The organism is Streptomyces sp. NBC_00310 (assembly GCF_036208085.1).
Lineage (GTDB): Bacteria > Actinomycetota > Actinomycetes > Streptomycetales > Streptomycetaceae > Streptomyces.
Map to the genome: position 1 here is coordinate 8,570,801 of NZ_CP130714.1, position 21,452 is coordinate 8,592,252.

At 70.6% G+C, this 21,452-nt stretch carries 21 protein-coding genes; 11 read left to right on the top strand and 10 right to left on the bottom strand.

Going from position 1 to position 21,452, the window contains the following annotated elements; translation table 11 throughout:
• Positions 1–214 precede the first annotated feature (214 nt).
• Positions 215–1,450: an acyl-CoA dehydrogenase family protein gene (locus OG202_RS37520; RefSeq protein ID WP_326575682.1), complete on the top strand. Its 1,236-nt coding sequence runs from the start codon at positions 215–217 to the stop codon at positions 1,448–1,450.
• Between the two features lie 141 nt (positions 1,451–1,591).
• Here OG202_RS37520 and OG202_RS37525 read toward each other — a convergent pair whose 3' ends face one another.
• The 6 genes from OG202_RS37525 to OG202_RS37550 form a co-directional block, all read right to left on the bottom strand.
• On the bottom strand, positions 1,592–2,176 hold the full coding sequence (locus OG202_RS37525) for a GAF domain-containing protein (protein WP_326575681.1): 585 nt from the start codon (positions 2,174–2,176) through the stop codon (positions 1,592–1,594).
• A 37-nt stretch (positions 2,177–2,213) separates the two neighbouring features.
• Positions 2,214–2,816, bottom strand: a complete 603-nt coding sequence (locus OG202_RS37530) for a GTP-binding protein (RefSeq protein ID WP_326575679.1) — start codon at positions 2,814–2,816, stop codon at positions 2,214–2,216.
• The gene (locus OG202_RS37535) at positions 2,794–3,162 is read right to left on the bottom strand and encodes a DUF742 domain-containing protein (protein ID WP_326575677.1); all 369 of its coding nucleotides are present in this window, start codon (positions 3,160–3,162) and stop codon (positions 2,794–2,796) included. Before OG202_RS37535 ends, OG202_RS37530 begins: the two co-directional genes overlap by 23 nt.
• 4 nt (positions 3,163–3,166) lie before the next feature.
• Positions 3,167–3,601 carry a roadblock/LC7 domain-containing protein gene (locus tag OG202_RS37540; RefSeq protein ID WP_326575675.1) on the bottom strand — a complete coding sequence of 145 codons (435 nt, stop codon included), beginning with the start codon at positions 3,599–3,601 and terminating at the stop codon, positions 3,167–3,169.
• Complete coding sequence (locus OG202_RS37545) at positions 3,588–5,381, bottom strand: ATP-binding protein (protein ID WP_326575673.1); 1,794 nt, start codon at positions 5,379–5,381, stop codon at positions 3,588–3,590. The genes OG202_RS37540 and OG202_RS37545 overlap by 14 nt, the downstream gene beginning before the upstream one ends.
• Positions 5,382–5,946: 565 nt before the next feature.
• Entirely contained in the window at positions 5,947–6,903 is a 957-nt protein-coding gene (locus OG202_RS37550) for a helix-turn-helix domain-containing protein (protein WP_326575671.1), read from the bottom strand.
• A gap of 362 nt (positions 6,904–7,265) precedes the next feature.
• On the opposite strand from OG202_RS37550, the gene OG202_RS37555 reads away from it, so the two are divergent.
• Genes OG202_RS37555 through OG202_RS37575 form a run of 5 tightly spaced genes read left to right on the top strand, consistent with a single transcriptional unit; the run spans position 7,266 to position 11,322 of the window.
• Positions 7,266–8,618 carry an ATP-binding protein gene (locus tag OG202_RS37555; RefSeq protein ID WP_327727346.1) on the top strand — a complete coding sequence of 451 codons (1,353 nt, stop codon included), beginning with the start codon at positions 7,266–7,268 and terminating at the stop codon, positions 8,616–8,618.
• On the top strand, positions 8,615–9,028 hold the full coding sequence (locus OG202_RS37560; protein ID WP_326575667.1) for a roadblock/LC7 domain-containing protein: 414 nt from the start codon (positions 8,615–8,617) through the stop codon (positions 9,026–9,028). Before OG202_RS37555 ends, OG202_RS37560 begins: the two co-directional genes overlap by 4 nt.
• Positions 9,025–9,384 (top strand): DUF742 domain-containing protein, encoded by a 360-nt coding sequence (locus OG202_RS37565; RefSeq protein ID WP_326575665.1) that lies wholly within the window; start codon positions 9,025–9,027, stop codon positions 9,382–9,384. Before OG202_RS37560 ends, OG202_RS37565 begins: the two co-directional genes overlap by 4 nt.
• Entirely contained in the window at positions 9,362–9,964 is a 603-nt protein-coding gene (locus tag OG202_RS37570) for a GTP-binding protein (RefSeq protein WP_257567796.1), read from the top strand. Before OG202_RS37565 ends, OG202_RS37570 begins: the two co-directional genes overlap by 23 nt.
• Before the next feature lie 50 nt (positions 9,965–10,014).
• Entirely contained in the window at positions 10,015–11,322 is a 1,308-nt protein-coding gene (locus tag OG202_RS37575) for a cytochrome P450 (protein WP_327732096.1), read from the top strand.
• A 37-nt stretch (positions 11,323–11,359) separates the two neighbouring features.
• On the opposite strand, the gene OG202_RS37580 is transcribed toward OG202_RS37575, so the two are convergent.
• Complete coding sequence (locus OG202_RS37580) at positions 11,360–12,607, bottom strand: cytochrome P450 family protein (RefSeq protein ID WP_326575661.1); 1,248 nt, start codon at positions 12,605–12,607, stop codon at positions 11,360–11,362.
• 210 nt (positions 12,608–12,817) lie between these two features.
• Between OG202_RS37580 and OG202_RS37585 the strand changes: the two genes are divergently transcribed.
• A complete protein-coding gene (locus OG202_RS37585) occupies positions 12,818–13,204 on the top strand; it encodes a hypothetical protein (protein ID WP_326575660.1) in 387 nt (128 codons plus the stop codon).
• A gap of 464 nt (positions 13,205–13,668) precedes the next feature.
• On the opposite strand, the gene OG202_RS37590 is transcribed toward OG202_RS37585, so the two are convergent.
• Complete coding sequence (locus OG202_RS37590; RefSeq protein WP_326575658.1) at positions 13,669–14,067, bottom strand: DUF6114 domain-containing protein; 399 nt, start codon at positions 14,065–14,067, stop codon at positions 13,669–13,671.
• Entirely contained in the window at positions 14,064–14,726 is a 663-nt protein-coding gene (locus OG202_RS37595; protein WP_326575656.1) for a DUF6230 family protein, read from the bottom strand. The genes OG202_RS37590 and OG202_RS37595 overlap by 4 nt, the downstream gene beginning before the upstream one ends.
• Before the next feature lie 743 nt (positions 14,727–15,469).
• Between OG202_RS37595 and OG202_RS37600 the strand changes: the two genes are divergently transcribed.
• The gene (locus OG202_RS37600) at positions 15,470–16,123 is read left to right on the top strand and encodes a Tat pathway signal sequence domain protein (RefSeq protein WP_326575654.1); all 654 of its coding nucleotides are present in this window, start codon (positions 15,470–15,472) and stop codon (positions 16,121–16,123) included.
• A 109-nt stretch (positions 16,124–16,232) separates the two neighbouring features.
• Here OG202_RS37600 and OG202_RS37605 read toward each other — a convergent pair whose 3' ends face one another.
• Complete coding sequence (locus OG202_RS37605; RefSeq protein ID WP_328224235.1) at positions 16,233–17,264, bottom strand: lytic polysaccharide monooxygenase auxiliary activity family 9 protein; 1,032 nt, start codon at positions 17,262–17,264, stop codon at positions 16,233–16,235.
• 402 nt (positions 17,265–17,666) lie between these two features.
• On the opposite strand from OG202_RS37605, the gene OG202_RS37610 reads away from it, so the two are divergent.
• From OG202_RS37610 to OG202_RS37620, 3 genes are all read left to right on the top strand, one after another.
• Positions 17,667–19,475: a S8 family peptidase gene (locus OG202_RS37610; RefSeq protein ID WP_326575650.1), complete on the top strand. Its 1,809-nt coding sequence runs from the start codon at positions 17,667–17,669 to the stop codon at positions 19,473–19,475.
• A gap of 150 nt (positions 19,476–19,625) precedes the next feature.
• Positions 19,626–20,288 carry a hypothetical protein gene (locus OG202_RS37615; RefSeq protein ID WP_327727343.1) on the top strand — a complete coding sequence of 221 codons (663 nt, stop codon included), beginning with the start codon at positions 19,626–19,628 and terminating at the stop codon, positions 20,286–20,288.
• A complete protein-coding gene (locus OG202_RS37620) occupies positions 20,281–21,441 on the top strand; it encodes a damage-control phosphatase ARMT1 family protein (RefSeq protein ID WP_328224236.1) in 1,161 nt (386 codons plus the stop codon). Before OG202_RS37615 ends, OG202_RS37620 begins: the two co-directional genes overlap by 8 nt.
• Positions 21,442–21,452 lie beyond the last annotated feature (11 nt).

The following is a 21,452-nucleotide window of genomic DNA, read 5'->3' on the forward strand; positions in this document are numbered from 1 at the left end:
GAAAGTATCAAAATGTGGACATCACCGTACTCATATCTCACATTCGGGCTCAGATTTCAACAGCCCACGTTTCGGCCAAACCATTTAAACGATCTTGGCGTGAGAGGTTGATTTGTAGACCATGTTGCACGTCGGCCAGGTCCCCCCTTGGAACCACAGCCTGACGTACAGCCACCGCGCCTTCCGGCGCGGGGAAACGCGAGAAGGGCTTGGCGTGGAACACGTCTTCACAACGCAGGACCACGAGGATCTACGGCAGCGTGTACGAGAGTTCGCCGAGCGTGTGGTACGGCCACTGATACCCGAGATGGAGGCCTCCCGTACCGCGCTGGTGGGGCTCTCCCGGCTGATCGCCGAGCAGGGCTGGATCGGCGCCACGATCGACCCGGCCTACGGCGGTATGGGCGCGGGCCATCTCGCCAAGACCGTCATCATCGAGGAACTGGCCCGGGTGAGCGGCGCGATGGGGGCCATGGTCCAGGCCTCCCAGCTGGGCGTCGCCAAGATCGTTCACTTCGGCGACGACAGCCAGAAGAGCTACTGGCTGCCGAAAATCGCCCGGGGAGAGGTACTGCCGACCATCGCGGTCACCGAGCCGGGGTCGGGGGGACACGTAGCCGGCATGGAGAGCAGCGCGGTACGGGACGGCGACGACTACATCCTCAACGGCCGCAAGGTCTTCGTCGGCAACAGCCATGTGGGCGATGTGCACGGTGTCGTGGTCCGCACCGGGCCCGGCTCCAAGGGCATGACGGCCTTCCTCGTCGAGTCCGACCGGCCCGGCTTCTCCCTCGCGCGGCAGGTGCCCTCCATGGGGCTGCACGGATTCAGCTTCGGGGAGCTCATCTTCGACAACTGCCGGGTGCCGGCCACCAACCGGCTCGGTGAGGAGGGCGAGGGGCTGGCCGTCGCCTACTCCTCGTCGGTGCTCTACGGCCGCCTCAACCTGACCGCGGTGTCCCTGGGTATCCACCAGGCGGTGTTCGAGGAGACCGCCCGGTACTGCGGTGAGACGCAGCGCTACGGGAAGCCGCTGGGGCACCTGCCCAACATCAAGATCGAGCTGGGGCGGATGCTGCAACGCCTCACCCTCGCACGGCAGAGCGCCTATCTCGCCGCGCATCTGCTGGACAACGGGCGGCCCTGCGACGTCGAGCTCATGTCCGCGAAGCTCTACAACGTCGAGTCGTCCATCGAGTCGGCCCAGGCATCCGTGAAGATGCACGCGGCCTGCGGCATGTTCACCGACCGACCGGTGGAGCGCTATCTGCGCGACGCCTTCCACATCTACGCACCCGCCGGCACCTCCGACATCCAGGGCCTCAGGCTGGGCGAGTTCGCGCTCGGCGAGGACAAGGGCCAGTGGTCCGAGCGTCTCGCCGATCTGGTCCGCACCCCGCGGGTCGAGTCGCGGGAGCCGGAACTGAGCCCGGTCGGCGAACTGGTCTAGGGCCACTCCGGTCTCGTCCGCCGGCGGGGCCGGTCAGCAGAGAAACCGCGGACACAGCGTCGTGTCCGCGGCTTTCGTGAGCCGGGTTCCCGGCGGCCCGTTTCCCCTCGACCTCACCGGACCGGCGGTGCCCGGTGGGGCTCAGTTGCCGCCGGCGATGACCTGGATCTGGTCGGACATCTCCTGCGCCATGTGCTTGATGATCTCCAGCCGCTGCCGCCCCCACGTACGGGAGTCGGTGTCGACGACACAGATCGTGCCCAGGTTGATCCCCGCCAGCCTGTCGACCAACGGCGCGCCCATGTAGGAGCGGATACCGATCTCGTCCACGACCGCGTTGCCCGCGAACCGCGGGTAGTCGCAGACGTCGTCGAGCACCAGCGCCGCGGTCCGCTTGACGGTGTGCGGGCAGAAGCCGTGGTCGAGACGCATCTCCCGGCTCACCGAGGTCTCGGCCGCCTGCCCCTGCGCGATGTTGACGGGTCCGGCGTCCGGCGTGTACAGCCCGGCGAAGAACTGCCGCCTGTCGTCGACGAAGTTGACCATCGCGTACGGCGCGTCCAGCTCCAGGGCGAGCCGACGCGCGAACTCGTCGAACTCGGCCCGGGGGGCGTTGCCGAGCCCCAGCTGGGCGATCCTGGCGGCGCGTTGCGGGCCGGCCGGATCCTCCGGGGTCAGGAGCAGACGGTCGAGCGGTGGCTCATAGGAGGAGTAGGGGCTGTTCATGAGAACTCCGTTCGGGGTCGGCTGAGTTGAGTAAGGATCAACGGAGCACGGGTGGCTGGTACGACGCCACGTCGGGTGTCATGCCGAGCAGATGCTGTACGAGTTCGAGGAGCACGCCCGTACCGGAGCTGCAGTGCCGGGCGTCGCAGAACACGATCGGTGCGTTGGACTTCAGCCCGATGGCGTCGCGGACCTCCTCGATGGAGTACTGGTACGCGCCGTCGAACTCGTTCACCCCCACGACGAACGGGATTCCGCGCACCTCGAAGAAGTCCACCGCCGGGAAGCACGCGTCGAGCCGGCGGGTGTCGGCCAGCACCACCGCGCCCAGCGCCCCGTCGGACAACTCGTCCCACATGAACCAGAACCGTTCCTGCCCGGGTGTGCCGAACAGGTACAGGACGTGGTCCGAGTCGAGGGTGATACGGCCGAAGTCCATGGCCACGGTGGTGGTGGACTTCTCCTCGACCCCGTCGAGGCTGTCGGTACGGACACTGGCCGTGGTGATGACCTCCTCGGTGCTCAGCGGCGCGATCTCGCTGACCGCCCCCACGAAGGTCGTCTTGCCCACCCCGAACCCTCCCGCCACGAGGATCTTCAGGGCGGTCGGGAAGGGGTCAGAGCCGTGCGCGTAGGCCATCAAGCACCGCCTCCAAAACTTCTCGGTTGGCGGCGGAGGCCGCCTCGACGGCACGGGGCGCCCGTGCGGTGAGCGCCTCGTGCTGGACTAGGTCGGACAACAGGACTTTGGTGACGGCGACCGGGAGGTTCATCCGCGCGGACACCTCGACCACCGGCACCGGCCTGGCACACAGGCCGAGCACCGTGTCGTGGTCGGGGCCGAGGTCGGTGCTCGGCAGGATGCCGGTGGCCATCACCAGGGTGAGCAGGTCGAAAGGCGTCGAGGGCCGAGTGCGCCCGTTGCTGACGGTGAACGGCCGGACTAAGCGTCCGGCCTCCTCGTCCAGGAACATCTCGTCCGTCATCGCGTCACATCCCCGCGCTGGACGGTGCGGTCGGGCGACGGGCCGGCGTGGCGAGGAACGGCTGCACGGCCCGGATCAGCATGCCCATCTCGTAGCCGAGCGTCTCGGTGTGCGTCGTCGCGTCCGCGGTGACCGCCAGCACGGCGCCGTGGCCCGCCGAGGCCACGATGAGGATGCCGTTGTGCAGTTCCACGATGACCTGACGGACGGTGCCGCCGTTGCCCAGCACCCTGTCGTGACCGAAGGAACGGCCCAGGGAGTTGAGCCCGGAGGCTATCGCGGCCAGCCGGTCGGCGTCGTCGGCACCCAGATCCACATGTGCCTTGCTCAAGCCGTCGGACGAGAGCAACAGCACCTGGCGGGTACCGGGGACGGTCTTCTTGAGGTTCTCCAGCAGCCAGTCGATGTTCTGTCCGGTGGGGTGGCTATCGCTCACCATGGTGGGGTTCTTCTCCTTGCGGTTGGGGCGGGGCCCAGCGCGTGTCGTCGACGGGGATCGCGTCGGAGGTGGCGCCGGCGAGACCGAAGCCTCGATTGATACCGGCCAGGAGGCCGGGGCTGAAGTTCAGGTCCTGCTCGGTGGTCTCGGGACGTGGAGCGGGTCCCTGGCGGAGCTCGGGGGCCAGGTGCTCCATCGCACGGCGCTTCGGCAGGACCGGCCTGGCGGGCCCACCGGACCCGTGCGGCGCGGCCGACGGACGCTCGTAGCCCGAGGGACGGTACTCGGACCGTACGTCGGAGACGGGCTGCGCCCGCTCGTGCCGGGCTGCCGCCGGGGGCGGCACGGGTGCGGCCGGCCGCTGCGGTACGCCCGCCGGGGGACCGGCCTGGGAGGGGAGGGAGACCGGGTGACCCAGGTGCGCGTGGTGCGGTACGGCGGCCGGCGGAGCCGCGTGGGACGGGATCTCCCAGGCGGGCGCGGACGCCTGCATCGGCTGGGGCGCGGCGGGCGGCCGCACCTGGACCGGTGCCTGGGGCGCCGGCCCCTCCTCCTCGCCCAGCAGCCCCTGAGGGAGCACCAGGATGGCCTGGACGCCGCCGTAGATGTTGCCCTGCAGCTGGACCGCGATGCCGTGCCTGCGGGCCAGGGACGAGACCACGAACAGACCGATCCGGCCGTCGGCGAGCAGCTTGGCGACGTCGATGCGGGCCGGGTCGGCCAGCAGCGTGTTGATCCGGTCCTGGTCCTCCTGGGGGATGCCCAGGCCGCGGTCCTCCACCTCGATGGCGATGCCGGCGGTCACCCGGCGGGAACGCAGGAGGATCTGGGTGTCCGGGTGGGAGAACATCGTGGCGTTCTCGACCAGTTCGGCCAGCAGGTGGATGACGTCGGCGACCGCGTGGCCACGCAGGGTGCCCTCGATCGGCGGCACCAGCTTGACGCGGGAGTACTGCTCGACCTCGGCGATGGAGGACCGCAGCACCTCCGTCAGCGTCACGGGATTGGTCCACTGGCGACGGGAGACCGCGCCGCCGAGCACCGCGAGGTTCTCGGCGTGCCGCCGAATTCGGGTGGCCAGGTGGTCGATGCCGAAGATCCGCCGGAGCAGATCCGGGTCCTCGACCTGGTTCTCCAGATCGTCCAGCTCGCGGATGGTGCGGTGGACGAGCGACTGCAGCCGTCGGGCCAGGTTGACGAAGACCTCGACCTTGTCGCTGTTGTCGTCGGAGGCGGCCTGGAAGTAGCTCGCCGCCCAGACGAGGGCCTCGCGGGCCCGGTGCTGGGCCTCCGTGACCTCGTACTCCAGCTTCTGGTACGGGTCTTCGGCACGTGGCGCCTGGTAGGCGAAGCCGCGCGAGAGCAACTGCTCGCCCCGCTTGAGCCGGGTCAGGTCCTCGTCGAGCGCCCAGTTGCCGGTCGTGATGGCCTGCCGCAGCGACTCGGCGCGCTTGGCGTCGGACCTGGCCCGCTTCCTGGCCGCCATCACGGCCCCGGCTATGCAGCCGCAGCCGAGGACGGCGCCGCCCGCCAGCACGCCCCAGGTGGCGGCGTCGGCCGTGCCCTCCTGCAGTCGCAGGACCGTGCCCGTGACGGCGGTGGATATTCCGGCCATGAACGCGGCCGGGAGTACGGCGAGCCGCGTCAGCCGGGGTTGCGGAGCCGAGGAGTTCGCGGAATCCGACGCCCCGGGCTTTCCGTGCCGGTGACGGGAAGGGGGAGGCGTCGTGTCCGGCCGACCGTGTTCCGGGGTCGTTGCGAAGGGTGGGGGTTCAGGCATCGGAGTCCTCTCGATCAGCCAGTACGCGACAGAGTAACGAAGAACGTCAACTATCTGACCAGCAGCCCTGGACGCTCAGGGGAGGTCTGTCACCTGAAGTGCCGTCAGTGGCGGCAAGGGCCTGCGACGCCTTTTTACCGCCTATTCATGACGCGGCGCCGCAACAGTTCTTCACACCTCGGCCAGGATGCCGCGCCACCTGTGAAAGAGGGACCGTCGGGCGGCGGGTCACCTGCGGGTTCTGTCGTTCGGGCGCTGGTTCCCGGTCGCGCGAAGCGCACGGTTCAGGCCATTCGGCCGTTGTGCTGTCTCGTGTCAACTCGCGCCGTGGTAAAGGGGAGTCGGGCGTGAGGCCGGTTCGGTCGCACATGCTGGGCACGGCGACTCCCAGGAACATTCACACCAGGAGGGCCGGAAAGCGTCCAAGGTCGACGCCCGGCCATGCTTTGGCTAAGCTTTAGACTTCAACGGAACGTTGGGGGGAGCCGGTGTGAGAACCTACTCGACGGGTGATTTTCCGTCATCCGGTCCTTTCGCAACTCCCGTGATCTTAACGGGAGTTGCGTCAGCGTATGCTCTGGCGCATCTCCCGGGGGCTGACGCCGTAGCGCCGGCGGAAGGCCGTGCTGAGGGCGCTCGCGGAGGAGAAGCCCACGGAGTAGGCGAGATCCGTGATCGTCATGTGGTCGCACTCCGCGCACAGTAAGCGGTCCCGGACGAGCCGCAGCCGCTCCTCGCGGATCAGTTCGCGGGGCGTGGTCCCCGCCTTCTGCAGGGCCAGTTGGATCTGGCGCAGCGACCAGCCGAGGGCGTGCGCCACCGCCGTACCCGTGAGATGGGGGTCGGCCACGTGGTCGCGCACATAGCGGCGGACCATCGCCTCCACCTCGCCCAGCTGTCCGGGGGCGTCGGGGCGGTCGTCGCCCGCGGTGAGCATGCAGACCAGCTCCACGACCCGGTCGGAGACGGCGTTGAACTCCGGGTCGGTGAGGTGCTCCCGCTCCTCGTGCAGCCCGGTCAGCATCGAGCCGACGATGCGGCCCAGGCCGGTCGCGAGGTTCAGACCACTGGCGACCGGCGACCTGCTGTTGAGCCGGCGGTCCACCTCGCGGGCCGGGATGGTGAAGATGAACGCGTCGATGGCGTCGCTCTGGAGGCACTGGAACGGTGACGCGAAGGTGACCAGTGCCGCCGTGCCCGGGGTCAGCCGGGCCTCCTCGCCGTCCTGCCGCAGGACCATCTCACCGCTCATCGGCAGCAGCAGCCGGTAGTCCTCGTCCGGGTCCTGGCGCACCTGGCGCATGGTGCGGGTGTACTCGATCTCGTCGGACCGGTACTTCACCAACTGGTACGTGTCAGTGCGCTGACGGACGGTCTCGCCGCGGAAGTTGTCCGACTGGGCGTACTTGAAGCCCATCCGGGACTGGTACGAGCCGATCTGCTCGGTCCAGAAGTCGGCACGCTCGCGTGGGGCCAACTCCTCGGTGGTCAGCGCCTCGACGCTGTAACTTCCCGCGGGCAACGGGCTCCTCCCTTGTGCCGGGCCCCCGACGACGTCCTTGTGGTCACTTACGGTCCGCGGTGCGGAAATCTTCAACTTCTGCTTGATCAAAGATAGTTACCGACCGGTCGGACCCGGAGGGCACCCTAGCGTGGCAAGCGGTTGCCATGCCGCCCGGGCCGGTGTGGCCGAATATGCCGGGGGAAAGTCGCGTGTTCATCCGCGCCCCTTGCGTCACTCGTGCGCCCTGTGACAACTTCCCTGCGCGTCACGGAAAGTACCCGCGCGGTCGCGCCGCTAGCGTCGGGCGCTCCGTCAACTCCCGCCCGGCGTCCCGGACCCGCCGACGCCTGGGGACTTGAGGACGTAAGGACTTGTACTTCATGACCGAACCGATACCGCAGGCGGTGGCCTGGGCCCTGGCAGCGGCCCTGCTCGCCACCGCCGTACTCCTGCTGCGCCAGCACGGGATCACCAGGCGGCAGCGCAGAAGGAACGCCGTCCTCACCGACGACGTGCGGGCCCGGGAGGAGGAACTGCGCCATCTGGTCACGGTCCGCCTGCCGGCCCTCGCCGACCACCCCGGCCAGAGCGTGCCCGGCGTCGGACCGCTCGACGGCCGGCTCGCCGAGACGGAGTTCGGCAAGGGCCTCGACGAGGTGCTCGCCCGCTTCTCCGGCGCCGTCGAGCACGCCCAGATCCGCGCCGACCAGTCCGCCAAGGCCGCTCTCAAGGCGTCCATGCGCTCGATCCAGGCCCTCGCCAACGAGCAGCAGATGTCCATCTCCGAGATGCAGGACCGGCACGACGACCCCGACGTGCTGCGCGACCTTCTCGAAGTCGACCACACCAACGCCCAGTTCGGCCGCCGCGCCCAGGCCATCGCCGTCCTGTGCGGCTCCTGGCCGGGCCGGCAGCGCGCCACCTCCCCGCTCGTCGAGGTCGTCCGGGGCGCCACCTCGCGCATCCGCGACTACCGGCGCGTACGCGTCCACGGCCAGGTCGACATCGCGGTGGAGAGCCGCGCCGTGGAGCCGGTCGTCCTGGCGATCGCCGAGCTGCTCGACAACGCCGCCCGCCACTCCCAGCCCAACACCACGGTCGAGGTGAACGTCCGACACGTGCACAACGGCGCGTGTGTCGTCATCGACGACGCGGGCGTCGGCATGGACGGCCACGCCGTGGAACGCGCCACCCAGCTGCTCAGTGGACGCAGCGAGGTGGACGTCACCCGCCTCGACGACCCGCCCCAGTTCGGCTTCGCCGTCATCGGGATGCTCGCCCGGCGCTACGGATTCACCGTCTCCGTGGACACCCGCTCGCCGTACGGCGGCGTCCGCGCCGTCGCGTTCCTGCCCGCCGCGCTGCTCACCCACCTGGAGCCCGCCGCACCGGAGCCACAGATCGAGCTGACACCCGTGACCGAGACCGCCCCCGCCCTCCGCCGTGCTCCTGCCGACGACACCCCCGACGACACCACCGAAGGCGGTCTGCCCAAACGCCGCCGGCGCACCCCCAAGCGGACGGCCGCCCCCGAGCCGGAGCCCGCGACGGCCGAGGAGATCCCCGGCCGCTCACCCGAGGAGAACGCCCGCATCATGGGCGCCTTCGCCCGCGGCACCCGCTTCGGCCGGGCGGCGGGACGCATCCTCGACGAGGACGAGTACGGTCCCGACCCCACCGCCGGCCCCGCGCGGACCACCCCCCACGAGAACGAAGGGACCCCCCACGCATGATCGAGCCCACGACGAACGAGCTGGGCTGGATGCTCGACGACGTACTGAAGGTGCCCGAGGCCCGCCACGCCATCCTGCTCTCCGCCGACGGCATGCTGCGGGCCCACTCCGCCGACATCGGCCGCGACGACGCCGAGCGCCTCGCGGCCGGGCTCTCCGGACTTCAGTCGATCAGCCGCAGCACCTCCGAGTTCTGCGGCTCGGCCGACAGCCCGTGGCGGCAGACCCTGATCGAGTTCGGGCACGGCTTCGTCTTCCTCGTCGCGGCCGGCGAGGGTGCCTATCTCGCGGTGTCCACCGGCGACGAGGTCGACATGGAGGCGGTGACGTACCGCATGCACAAGCTCGTCGACCGGCTCGGCAAGGTGCTGACCAGCCCGGCGCGGCTGGACACGGGCAGCAGGGCATGACGCCCCGCCGCCGGCCCGAGGGGCGTCTGGTGCGGTCGTACGTCGTCACCGGCGGCCGCGCCCACCCGACCCGCAACACCCTGGACCTGGTCACGCTGCTGATCGCGACCACCGACCTGTCGCTGGCCGGCCTCACCCCCGAGATGCGCCGGATGATGGAGCTGTGCCGCCCCGGCGCGCTCTCCCTCGCCGAGGTCGCCGGCCATCTGCACCTCCCGGTCAGCGTGACCAAGGTCCTGGTCGCCGACCTCATGGACAGCGGCCACATCGTCACCCGCGCACCGATCCCGGCCGCCCGGCCGTCCGACGCCAGAATCCTCCAGGAGGTCCTCGATGGGCTCCGCGCCCGCCTCTGACGACGTCTACCTGCGGCCGACGGTGAAGACAGCGGTCAAGCTGCTCGTCGTCGGTCACTTCGCGGTCGGCAAGACCACGTTCGTCGGCACGCTCTCCGAGATCCGGCCGCTGCGCACCGAGGAGGTCATGACCGAGGCCGGCGCCCTGGTCGACGACCTCGCCGGCACCCGCGACAAGACCACCACCACGGTCGCCATGGACTTCGGCCGGCTCACCCTCAACGACTCCCTGGTGCTGTACCTGTTCGGCGCCCCCGGGCAGCAGCGCTTCACCAAGCTCTGGCAGGACATGACCCGGGGCGCCCTCGGCGCGCTGGTCCTCGCCGACACCCGGCGTCTGTCCCACTCCTTCGACGTGATGGGCGTCCTGGAGGAGCTGGACCTGCCGTACGCCGTCGCCGTCAACGACTTCGACGGCGCCCCCGTGCACGACCTGGACGAGGTGCGCGAGGCCCTCGACCTGCTCGACGAGACCCCGCTGGTGCGCTGCGACGCCCGCGACCCGGAGTCCTCCACCCGGGCCCTGATCTCCCTCGTCGAGTACCTGCTGAGCCGCGAGACCGAACTGGAGCACGCGTGACCCCCGCATCGCCGTCCGGCCCGCCCCCGGGCTGCCCGGCCCACCAGCCCATGTACGGACCGGAGTTCGCCGCCGACCCGGCCGCGTTCTACCGGCGGGCACGCGCGACCGGACCGACCACCCCCGTCGAACTGGCCCCCGGCGTACGCGCCACCCTCGTCACCTCCTACGAGGCCGCCCTGCACGTACTGCGGAGCACGGAGACCTTCGCCAAGGACCCGCGCCGCTGGAACGACCTCAACGACGGCACCGTCCCTCCGGACAGTCCCGTCGTCCCGATGATGATGTACCGGCCCAACGCCCTGTTCTCCGACGGCGAGGAGCACCGAAGGCTGCGCGGCGCCATCACCGACAGCCTGGCCCGGGTCGAGCCCAACACCCTGCGCGGCTACGTCGAGCGCAGTGCCGACACCCTCATCGACCGGTTCGCGCCCACCGGCAAGGCCGACCTCCTCGGTGAGTACGCCCAGGTCCTGCCCCTGCTCGTCTTCAACCACCTCTTCGGCTGCCCGGCCGAGCTCGGGCTGAAGCTGGTCGAGGGCATGTCCGGCATCTTCGACGGGGTGGACGCCGAGCGGGCCAACGAACTGCTCACCGCCACGCTCTTCCAGCTGGTCACGCTGAAGCGGAGGCAGCCCGGACCGGACGTGACGTCGTGGCTGACCCTGCACCCGGCGCGGCTCACGGACGAGGAGATGATCCACACCCTCGTCGTCCTCATGGGCGCGGGCACCGAGCCGCAGCAGAACCTCATCGCCAACGCCCTGCGTCTGCTGTTGTCCGACGACCGCTTCGCCGGAGACCTGTCCGGCGGCAGCCTGCCCGTCGAGGACGCCCTCGACGAGGTGCTGTGGACCGACCCGCCGATGGCCAACTACGCCGTGCACTACCCGAAGCGGGACGTGATGTACGAGGGCGCGCTGCTGAAGGCAGGCGACCCGCTCGTCGTCTCGCTGGCCGCCGCCAACACCGACCCCGCCCTGACGCACGATCAGCGGGCGGGCAACCGGGCCCACCTGGCGTGGAGCGCGGGCCCGCACAACTGCCCCGCGCAGAGCGAGGCCCGGCTGATCGCGTCGGTGGCGGTGGAGAAGCTCCTCGACCGGCTCCCGGACGTCGAACTCGCCGTACCGGTAGGGGCGTTGGAGTGGCGTCCGGGTCCGTTCCACCGGGCGCTGGCCGCGCTGCCGGTGACGTTCCCGCCGGCGGCCGTGGTCGGTGCCACGGCCGAGGCGCCCGCGTCTCCCGAGAGCCGTGCGGCGGGGCCGTACGGCAGCGGTTCCGGCGCCCGACCGCCGGAGCCCACCCGCCCGAAGAGCGGATGGGCCCGGCTGCTGGCCTGGTGGCGCGGCGAGTAGCCGCAGTGTCGGCGGGCCTGACGGACGCGGGCGTCCGTCAGGCCCTGCGGACGGGGAGGCGGCGGTGGCCGTTGGAGATGAACGACTCCACGTGTCCCAACTCCTCTTGCGTGGCGCTCAGTTCGAGCGACGGGAAGCGCTCGAAGAGCGCCGGGAGCGCGATCCGGGCCTCCATGCGGCCGAGCGGGGCGCCCAGGCAGTGGTGCACCCCGTGGCCGAAGGCGAGGTGCTCCTTGTCGGTACGGGTGACGTCGAAGACGTCGGCGTCCTTCCCGTGCCGCTCGGGGTCCCGTCCGGCGGCCGCGTACGAGGCCAGGATCGTCTCGCCCTTGGCGATCACCACGCCCTCCGGGCCGCCGAACTCGGCGAGGTCGAGGTCCTCCACGGCGTAGCGCAGCGGAAGGCTCGCCACCGGCGCCTGTACCCGCAGCGTCTCCTCGATCACGTCGTCCCAGGTCGCGCGGCCCTCCCGGACATGGGCGAGCTGCTCGGGGTGGGTCAGCAGGGCGTGCACGGCCTGGTCCAGGAGGTTGACCGTGGTCTCGTGCCCGGCGCTGACCACCAGCACCAGGGTGTCGAGCAGTTCCTGCTCGCTGAGCCGGGTGTCGTCCTCGTGACGGGCCGCGATCAGCCCGCTGGTGAGGTCGTCGCCCGGCGACTCCCGCTTGACGGCGACGAGTTCGCCCAGCACGCCGTACATCCGCTCGTAGGCGGCGGTCATCTCACCGGGCTCGGCGGACGTGTCGAACAGCTTGTCCACCAACTCCTTCAGCACCAGCCCACGTTCCTCGGGCAGCCCGAACAGCTCGCTGATCACCTGGATCGGCAGCGGGTAGCAGAACTCCTGTCGCAGATCGACCGTGTCCCCGCGCCGGAAGCCCTCCTCGACGCGGTCGAGCAGTTGCCCGGTGATCTCCTCGATGCGCGGCCGCAGCGCGGCCGTCCGGCGCGCGGTGAACGCCTTGGAGACCAGGATCCGCAGCCGTTTGTGGTCACCGCCGTACGCGGTGAACATGTTCTGCACCGCGATCCAGGCGAACAGCGGCCACTCCGGGGTGATCTCACCGGCGGCGAACCTCGGCCAGTGCTGTCGCGGGTCCTTGGACACCCGGGGGTCGGTGAGCAGTCGCTTGAGCAGGTCGGGGCTGCTGACGGCCCAGGCCTCGACATCGTGCGGCCCCGGCAGCACGACCCGGGTCGCCGGACCCGTCTCGCGGATACGGGCGGCCTCACCGTGGATGTCACGGCCGGTCGCGTCAATCACCAGGGGGCTCGGGTGGCCCATGGGGGTCCTCCTGCGGTCGAATACAGTCCAACAGCACAACGTGAGCACAACGTAGAAGCCCGGTCACGCTACGGCTTGGTGGCGTCGCCGGGCGAGATCACCTGGCGCGTGCTGCGTACGACGGCAACTTCCCTGCGCGTACTCGCAAGTCGGCTCCCGGACCGGCTCCTAGGATCGGGCGCACCCCCCCATGAAGAGCCGGTGAGTGCCATGACTGTCAGCAGGGCCCCGCGCTGGATGTGCTCCTACAGCCCCGAAGTTCGCACCGTGCCGGCCGGGCGCTGGTGGAACGCCGTCCGGGTACCGGTCGCCCTCGGCGCACTCGCGCTCGAGTCCCTCGGGGACGACACCGGCGCCGTCATCAAGGACGGCTACGGCGGCATCATGTACTGGCTGGTTCCCCCGGGCGACGGCTCCGCGTGGCGCCTGCCCGACGTCCAGGTCCTCGGCCGGGGCAGCCATGTGGCGGTCCCGCCCCTGCGCCGTACCTCGGGCCCCGGCCTCTACTGGCGCGTCCCACTCTCGAACGACAGCTACTGGACCGACGCCGAACGCCTCCGCGCGGCCCTGACGGCGGCGGTCACGACCACCTTGTGAACGCCGAACCGTTCCTGGGGACTGGGCGGGTGTGAGCCCGTTCGGCCGCGCGCCCCGAACGGTCTTGGGCGAGCTGGTCCCCGGCGTACTCGACCCCGGGGCAGCGACACGCATCCTGTGCGTGGTCCGATCCCGGGAGGCCCCCGCGGCCGGAGGCCGCTGATGAACACAGCCCTGCGCGACCTGGGCAATTGGGTACGGCCAGTGGCGACGGGGAGGCCCCGGACCATCTCTCTGGTGGAGCGGGGGCCCCGCACGCCGGCGCCGTATCCGGCGTCCCAGAGCGCGTGATCACGTTGACCCGGACGGTCCAGGGCGCCACAAGCCAGGAAGCCGACCATCACACGATCGAGTCAATGCGGCCCCGTGCGCTCTTCGGCGAGCAGTTGCCTACCCCGCGCCTTTCGGGGGCGCGGGGTAGCTGCGCGGACGACCACTGGACGACCGGCACTCGCCGAACGGCCTCAACCGCCGAGTTTCGCGGCGTGCTGTTCCGGCTGCCCGGCGGAGCGCTTCCGCCGGGGCTCCTGATCCGGCAGCCAGCCGAAGGCGAGTGTGCTGCCCACCGCGCCCATCAGCAGGCCCACGACGAACCCGCCGATGTTGGACGTGAGCCAGGTGCCCAGCGAGAGCATGATCCCGAGGATGGAGTAGAACAGGCGCTGAGTGGGGTTGAAGAGGATCAGCGACCCGCACACGATCATCAGCGAGGGCAGGAGGTAGCCCGCCAGCCCCTGCATTCCGATCTTCAGGATGACCGGCAGCGGCGCCTTCATGGTCAGCAGGATCTCGGCGCCGCCCAGCACCAGCAACAGGCCCCCGGCGAACGGCCGGTGCCCTCTCCATTCCCGGAATCGGCTCACTGCGGGCAGCCCTCGCTCGTGAACCTCATGTGCAGGTCGGGGAGCTTGAAGACGGCCGCGGTGGCGGCATAGTTGTGCTGGTACAGATCGGTGATGGTGACCGAGTCGGCCTGCTGGCCGTAGACACCGGGCGGACCCTGCTGGTCGACCTTGTCGAACGTGCTGGAGTCACGGCCGATCTCGATGTTGTTGAACGAGGCGTCGCCCTTGATCTCGTCGGAGTCGATCGCCAGGTTCTTCACGCTCACCGGCGTGGACTTGTTGCCGGCGGTGAGGACCAGCTGGATGCCGCCGAGGTCGACGCTCTGGCACAGGTTCGTCAGCTTGCCGCTCTTCACGACCGAGGTCACGACCAGCACCTGACCGCCGGTGTCACCCTGGTTGGGGCTGTTCTCGATCATGTGGTCGAGCGAGCCGAACTGGGCGAAGCCATTGCCTTCGAGCTTGTCGGCGGTGACGACGAACGGCATGCCGGAGATGGCGAACTGGACACCCAGAGCGCCCTGCGCGGTGAGGATCATCAGGCCGGCGGCGACCGCCGTGGCCGGCACCGCCATCACGGCGGCGCGCTTCAGCCGGACCCGCCCGCGTCTTCCGGACGCTTCGGGACCCTCGGGTCTTTCGTTGGTGGACGCCGTGGCATCCGAGGACGAGGCCATGTGTGCTCCCTGGACTTCCAAGTCATTGCAGATGGGGCTTCGACGGCACGTTGTCCTGGCGCGGACAGCGGTTGCGGCGCACGCCTGAGCACCCCTCCCGTGGGTGCAAGGGCTTACTAGCTACGCCGCAGTAGCCATTCGCGAAGTTACCGGGGGTTACTTTCAAGGGTCAAGGTGCTTGTGGCAAAAGGATGTTGGTTGTGCCGCCCCTGTGAAAGCTGAACATCCCTCACCTTTGGTTTTGCCTCGAAGGACCCTGATCCCGCCCCTTCCCGGAGGGGGCCGCGCACTTTCAACTTCCGTCCAATGTCTTGACGTTGACTGTTCGTCAGGTCTACAACTCTCCCGGGTTTCCCCCACGGATCCGTGGCGCCGGATCCGACGCGCAGCGCACGCCACCGTCCCGAACTCCCCGTCGCAGACGGGGTGCGGGTGGCATCACCTGAACGCGCTGCGCGGCCCGACGCAGCACCACCCCTCGCCGCGGTGCCGGGCACGGTCGCTTTCCCCTCCACTGGGCCGTGTCCGGTCCCCGGCTGTCGCTGTCGATCCGTCACGTACGGAGAAGGCGTGTCACGGATCGGCGGCGGCCTCACCGCGCCGTGCGGCATCGCCGCGTTCCCCCGCGCGAACGGTGTCCACTCGCGCGCACATCACCGCAGCCCGCGCTTCGCGGGGGCGGTCACCCGCACCTTCCGAGGGCCGTCACCGGCGGCCCTCACTTCCTGAGAAGAGGCACCCCCATGCGTACGCGATCCCTCCTTGCCCTCGCCGCCACCACCGCCGCCGTGATGGTGGCGGCCGTCAGCCCCGCCTCCGCCGCCGACACCGTGCTCACCACCGGCGGCCTCGCCGGTGACGCGGTCGCGGTCGGCGACGTGCTCAACGCGTCGCTGGCGACCGGCACGACGGGCAAGTTCTACTCCAGCGCGACGGGCACGAGCGGCGTCTCCTGTGCCGCGTCGACCTTCACCGCCACGGTCACCGACAACCCGGCCGCGCCCGGCACCGCCACCGAGCGGGTCGACGCCCACACCTTCGGCAGCTGCACCAGCAACGTCGTCGGCGTGCTCGGTGTCACGAGCGTCACGGTCAACAACCTGCCCTACACCACCACCGTGACCTCGGACGGCGTCGTCACGGTCAGCCCGGCGGAGGGCTCGGTCCTCCAGACCACCGTCGTGCTGCGCACCCTGCTGGGCAGCATCACCTGCGTCTACCAGGCGGCCAGCATCACCGGCACGTCCAGCAACGACGACAACAGCATCAACTTCACCAGCCAGCCGTTCGCGAAGACCTCGGGCTCGTCCCTGTGCTTCAGCACCGGCTACTTCACGGCGAAGTACGCGCCCGTCACGGACGCCACCCAGGGTGACGCGACGGTCTACACCAACTGACTCCGGGCGCTGGTCGGTCACCGGTCCGGCGGCCGGTGACCGACCAGCCGCACACGTCAGTCGTCCGATGCTCTCAGTTGCCCGATCGTCGCCCTGATCACCTGCCCGATCAGTCGTCGATACGAGAGCGGCGCCCGCGTCCGCGGAGGAAGAGGGCGGCGCCCACGGCGAGCACCAGGGCCGTGGCGCCGCCCGCCACCAGCGGCACCAAGGCGCCGCTCTCGTCGGTCGTGGAGGCGACGGGGCTGCCCGCGTCGGCCGCCTGCGCGTCGTCGGCGCCGTCGGTGTCCGCGCCGTCGGTGTCGGCGGGCGGCGCCTCGGTGGACTCCGCCGGCGCCGTGGTGGCGGGCTCGGGCTTCTCGGCGGCCGGCTTCTCGGTCGCCGTCTCCTCGCTCCGGGCGGGCGTCTCCCGCGAACCCCCGTCACCCGCGCCGGAGTCGGCCTGCTTCGCCCGGGGGAACACCACATCGGAGCACGAGTAGTAGGTGTCGACCGTGCTCGTGTTCTGCCAGATCGTGTACAGCACATGGTGCCCGGACCGGTCCGCCGGCAGCTTCGCCGAGAACCGGTAGGAGCCGTTCCGCAGCGGCGGGTCCGTGGTCGAGGCGAACGGCTTCCCGGGCAGATCGGACCACTTCAGCGGCTCCGTGGGGTCGTACCCGGGTTTCGTCAGGAACAGCTTGAAGGTCCCGGTGTGCGGGATCGTCGACCGGTACGTCAGGTTCAGCGTGGCGCCGGGGGAGAGGCGGGTCGAGGGCCAGTCGGCGCGGGCCAGGTCGAGCCCCTTGTAGGGCGCGAGCCCTCCGCTGCACAGCCGCCCGTCCGGGACGACCTCCCGGTCCCGTCCGTTCACCCCGGCGATCCGCATGTTGTCCCACGCGGTGAAGGGCGCGCCGTTCGCGGCGACAGCGGCCCTGCACGCCGCGGACCCCTGGCTGCCGCCCTCCGGTGAGCAGGCCGAGACCCGGCTCACCGGATCCGTCGGCGCGCCGTGCGCCCAGGCCGGAGTGACGGCACCGGTGGTGAGAAGCAGCGGAGCCACGACGGTGGCGGCGGCGGTCGTGACCGCGGTGCGACGGCCGGCGGAGCGCCGGGCGGTGGTGCGAGGCGCGGCGCTGCGGCGGGCGGACAAGCGGTACATCCGGTACGTCCGATCCATGGGGGTCGAGAGCTGACGGGTCCACCGTGTCGTACGGGACCCGTGGGTGCCGCGTTCAACAGCGCGCCCCTGTTCGACCGGTCGTATCCGGCCATGCGCCGTGCGGCGGCGGAGCCTCGGCAAACCCGGCGAAGCGGCACATCCGGCCCCGACTGCCGGGCGGCATAGGGGAGTTCCCCGGGGGCCGAGGGTTTTCCCCGTATCCCCACGACCTGGGCCTTGCCTAAGGTCATCGCACAGCCGAACCACAGGTAACCCCTGGTGGCACGGCTCGCGCCTGGCCGGCCTTCGCGCCAACCCTTTCTGGACCCCCGCCGCTTCGACGAAGAAGCGTTTCACTGCCGCTCCTCCCCTGACATGAGCAGGCCACGAAAGGCGAAGCCCTTGCGTACCTCCCCCTCTCGTACCGCCGGACGGAAGCTCATATCCGTCGCCGCGGTCTCCGTCGCCCTGGTGGCGGGCATGACCTCCTCGGTCGCCGTGGCCCAGGCCCCGTCCGCGAAGGCCGACGCCGCCCCCGCCGTCGCCGGTGCCACCGAGGCCGCGCCCGGTACCACCGCCGAGCGCCTGATCGTCGGCTACAAGGCCGGCGCCGCCGAGGCCACGTCGAACAAGGCCGCCGACGCCGACGCCGCGGCCAAGGGCAAGGAGGCCGGCGAGAGCCTCGACTTCCAGCGCCGGCTCGGCAGCGGCGCGGCCCTCGTCGACCTGGGCGAGGACCTCACCAAGACCGACGTCGCCGACGTCATCGCCGAGTACCAGGCCGACCCGCAGGTCGCCTATGTCGCCCCGGACCGCCTGAACAAGGCGCTGGCCACCCCGAACGACACCGAGTACAGCAAGCAGTGGGACCTCTTCGAGGCCACCGCGGGCATGAACGTGCCGGCCGCCTGGGACAAGGTCACCGGCACCGGGGTGACGGTCGCCGTCATCGACACCGGTTACGTCGCCCACTCGGACCTCGCCGCGAACATCGTCGGCGGTTACGACTTCATCGCCGACACCGCCGTCTCCAACGACGGCAACGGCCGCGACAGCAACCCGGCCGACCCGGGCGACTGGACCTCGGACGGCGAGTGCGCCACCGACTGGGAGGCCACCACCTCCTCCTGGCACGGCACCCACGTCGCCGGCACCATCGCCGCCGCCACCAACAACAGCAAGGGCGTCGCCGGTGTCGCCTACGGCGCCAAGGTCTCCCCGCTGCGGGTGCTCGGCAAGTGCGGCGGCTACGACTCCGACATCATCGACGCGATCACCTGGGCGTCCGGCGGCACCGTCTCCGGCGTGCCCGCCAACACCAACGTCGCCAAGGTCATCAACATGAGCCTCGGTGGCGGCGGCGCCTGCACCACCGCGACCCAGAGCGCGATCACCGCCGCCGTGAACCGCGGCACCACGGTCGTCGTCGCGGCGGGCAACAGCAACGCCAACGCGGCCAACTACTCGCCGGCCAGCTGCAACAACGTGATCTCGGTGGCGGCCACCAACCGCGCCGGCGCCCGCTCGTACTACTCCAACTTCGGCTCGGTCGTCGACATCGCGGCCCCCGGCGGCGAGACCCGCACCACCGAGTCGGGCGGCATCCTGTCCACGCTGAACACCGGCACCGCCGGCCCGAGCGGCGAGACGTACGACTACTACCAGGGCACCAGCATGGCCGCCCCGCACATCGCGGGCCTCGCCGCGCTCGTGAAGTCGGCGAACTCCGCGCTGACCCCGGCCCAGATCGAGTCCGCGATCAAGACCAACTCGCGTGCTCTGCCCGGCGCCTGCTCGGGCGGCTGCGGCGCGGGCCTCGCCGACGCGGCCAAGACGGTGCAGGCGGTGACCGGCGGCTCCACGGGGGGCACCACCTTCACCAACACCACGGCCGTCTCCATCCCGGACAACGGCGCGGCGATCGAGTCCTCGATCTCCGTGACCGGCCGCACCGGCAACGCGCCCTCGGCCCTCCAGGTCGGCGTGGACATCACCCACACCTACCGAGGTGACCTGGTCCTGGACCTGGTGGCCCCCGACGGCTCGACCTACCGTCTCAAGGCCTCCAGCTCGGACTCCGCGGACAACCTGGTCACCACCTACTCGGTGAACGCGTCCAGCGAGGTCGCCAACGGCACCTGGAAGCTGCGTGTACAGGACGTGGCGTCCGCGGACACCGGCCGCCTGAACAACTGGAAGCTGACCTTCTGACGCCCGGGCCGAGAGGCCGGGGCCCCGGCTGAACAGCCGGGCACAGAGACCGCCACCCCCCACTGCCGGCGGCCGACCGATGCGAGCGGGCATCGGTCGGCCGCCGGCGCATGTACGAACGAGCGCGCCGTCGGGCGTTAGCGTATGCGTATGTCGACAGAGAAGTTCGAGGGAGCCGGACCGGCCGAGAGGCGGGTCGGAGGACCGGCCGAGGCACCGGCCGGGGGATCCGGTGCGGCTCCGGTCACGGTGGTGTGCCCCCGCTGCGGGGCCTCGGAGCCCTCGGTGCGCACGGTCCCCGACGCCTGCGCGGCCCCCGACTCCCCGCGCTCCGGCCTGTCCGACCGGCTGGCGAAGGCCCCGGGCGTGCCTACGGCCCTCGACAGTTTCACGCACTTCCTGGAAGGGATGGTCCTGGCCGGCATCGGCGCGGGCCTCGCCTACAGCGGCGTGCAGAACGACAAACCCCTCTACACGGCAGGCGGCACGGTCCTCGCCGCCCTCCTCTTCGTCGGCACCCTCTGGGTGATCCGCGGCGAGTCCCGCGAACGCGCCACCGTCGCGGCGGGGAAGCCCCGCGCCGAACACCTGTGGCAGCCCGCCCACTACTGCGCCTCCTGCGAGTCCGTCTTCTACCCCGGTGGCAGCCCGTGGCCGGGCCCGCTGACGACGGACCAGTTCAGGAAGTACGTATGGACCGAGGCCGGCTTCGACCAGCAGATCGACGAGCGGCTGAGCAAGGTGGAACTGCCGCCCCGGACTCCCGCCGGCTCCGGCCCTTCCGGCCCGCAAGGAGCCCCCGGCCATGCCTGACGCTCCCGTGATCCGCGGCGACGACCCGGCCTCCTTCGCGCACAGCGTTTTCGCGGAACGGCATCCCGCCCTCATCCGCAAGGTCCAGGACGCCACGCCCTACGGCCCCGAACAGCGCCGCGCCCTGGACGAGTTGCTGCGGAACACCCTCCACGGCACCGTCGAACCACCGGCCGACGACAAGTGGTGGGACACCTGGAACGCCCGCCGCCACGCCGGCCGCTCCTGGTTCTCGCTTCCCTTCCTCGCCGCCGAGAGCTGCTTCTACCGTCAACTCCTGTGCGCCGTCGGGTACTTCGGGCCCGGCCCCTGGCAGGGCGTGGACCCGTTCCGCCCCTTCAAACTGGCCGAGCTGGACACCCCCGAGGCGGCCGCCGAACTCGCCGCCCTCGGCCCCCTGTCCCACGAGCCCCTCCAGGACCAGCTCAAGGCCCTCCTCCACGGCTCCCTCTGGGGCAACCGGGCGGACCTGGGGTTCCGCATCCAGACGGCCGAGGAGACCAGCGCCGCCGCGTCGTCCCCACTGGTCGCGGACGACAGTGGGTCGCTGCTGTCGCTGCTGACGGACGACGACCCGGGCTCCGGCGTCAGGACTCTCTGCCTGGTCGCCGACAACGCGGGCCGCGAACTGATCCCCGACCTCCTCCTCATCGACCACCTCCTCACCCACGGCCACTTCGACCGTGCCGTCCTGCACCTGAAGCCGTACCCGTACTTCGTCTCGGACGCCACCACCGCCGACACCCTCGACGCCGTACGCCACCTGGTGTCCGCGAAGACCGACGCCGGAGGCCGCCTGTACGCCGCCCTCCGCGACGATCGCCTGACCCTCCGCGCCCACCCCTTCTCCTGCGCCCCTCTGCCCTACGCGGCCATGCCCCCCGACCTGCACGACGACTTCGCCTCCGCCGACCTGACCCTGATGAAGGGCGACCTGAACTACCGCCGCCTGGTGGGGGACCACCTCTGGCCCCCCACCACCCCCTTCACCGAGGTCACGTCCTACTTCCCCGGCCCGGTCGCAGCCCTGCGCACCCTCAAGTCCGACGTCATCACGGGCCTGACCCCCGAGACGGAGACCGCCCTGGTGACAGCCGAGGGACAGGCGTGGCGCACGAGCGGGACGAGGGCACTGATCCAGCTCAAGGTCTGACGACGGCGGGA

Coding starts and splice junctions, on each gene's coding strand:
- OG202_RS37525 (WP_326575681.1), bottom strand. CDS start 2,176: ATGAACAGCCCCTACTCCTCCTATGAGCCACCGCTCGACCGTCTGCTC.
- OG202_RS37530 (WP_326575679.1), bottom strand. CDS start 2,816: ATGGCCTACGCGCACGGCTCTGACCCCTTCCCGACCGCCCTGAAGATC.
- OG202_RS37535 (WP_326575677.1), bottom strand. CDS start 3,162: ATGACGGACGAGATGTTCCTGGACGAGGAGGCCGGACGCTTAGTCCGG.
- OG202_RS37540 (WP_326575675.1), bottom strand. CDS start 3,601: ATGGTGAGCGATAGCCACCCCACCGGACAGAACATCGACTGGCTGCTG.
- OG202_RS37545 (WP_326575673.1), bottom strand. CDS start 5,381: ATGCCTGAACCCCCACCCTTCGCAACGACCCCGGAACACGGTCGGCCG.
- OG202_RS37555 (WP_327727346.1), top strand. CDS start 7,266: ATGACCGAACCGATACCGCAGGCGGTGGCCTGGGCCCTGGCAGCGGCC.
- OG202_RS37560 (WP_326575667.1), top strand. CDS start 8,615: ATGATCGAGCCCACGACGAACGAGCTGGGCTGGATGCTCGACGACGTA.
- OG202_RS37565 (WP_326575665.1), top strand. CDS start 9,025: ATGACGCCCCGCCGCCGGCCCGAGGGGCGTCTGGTGCGGTCGTACGTC.
- OG202_RS37570 (WP_257567796.1), top strand. CDS start 9,362: ATGGGCTCCGCGCCCGCCTCTGACGACGTCTACCTGCGGCCGACGGTG.
- OG202_RS37575 (WP_327732096.1), top strand. CDS start 10,015: ATGTACGGACCGGAGTTCGCCGCCGACCCGGCCGCGTTCTACCGGCGG.
- OG202_RS37580 (WP_326575661.1), bottom strand. CDS start 12,607: ATGGGCCACCCGAGCCCCCTGGTGATTGACGCGACCGGCCGTGACATC.
- OG202_RS37585 (WP_326575660.1), top strand. CDS start 12,818: ATGACTGTCAGCAGGGCCCCGCGCTGGATGTGCTCCTACAGCCCCGAA.
- OG202_RS37595 (WP_326575656.1), bottom strand. CDS start 14,726: ATGGCCTCGTCCTCGGATGCCACGGCGTCCACCAACGAAAGACCCGAG.
- OG202_RS37600 (WP_326575654.1), top strand. CDS start 15,470: ATGCGTACGCGATCCCTCCTTGCCCTCGCCGCCACCACCGCCGCCGTG.
- OG202_RS37605 (WP_328224235.1), bottom strand. CDS start 17,264: ATGTACCGCTTGTCCGCCCGCCGCAGCGCCGCGCCTCGCACCACCGCC.
- OG202_RS37615 (WP_327727343.1), top strand. CDS start 19,626: ATGTCGACAGAGAAGTTCGAGGGAGCCGGACCGGCCGAGAGGCGGGTC.
- OG202_RS37620 (WP_328224236.1), top strand. CDS start 20,281: ATGCCTGACGCTCCCGTGATCCGCGGCGACGACCCGGCCTCCTTCGCG.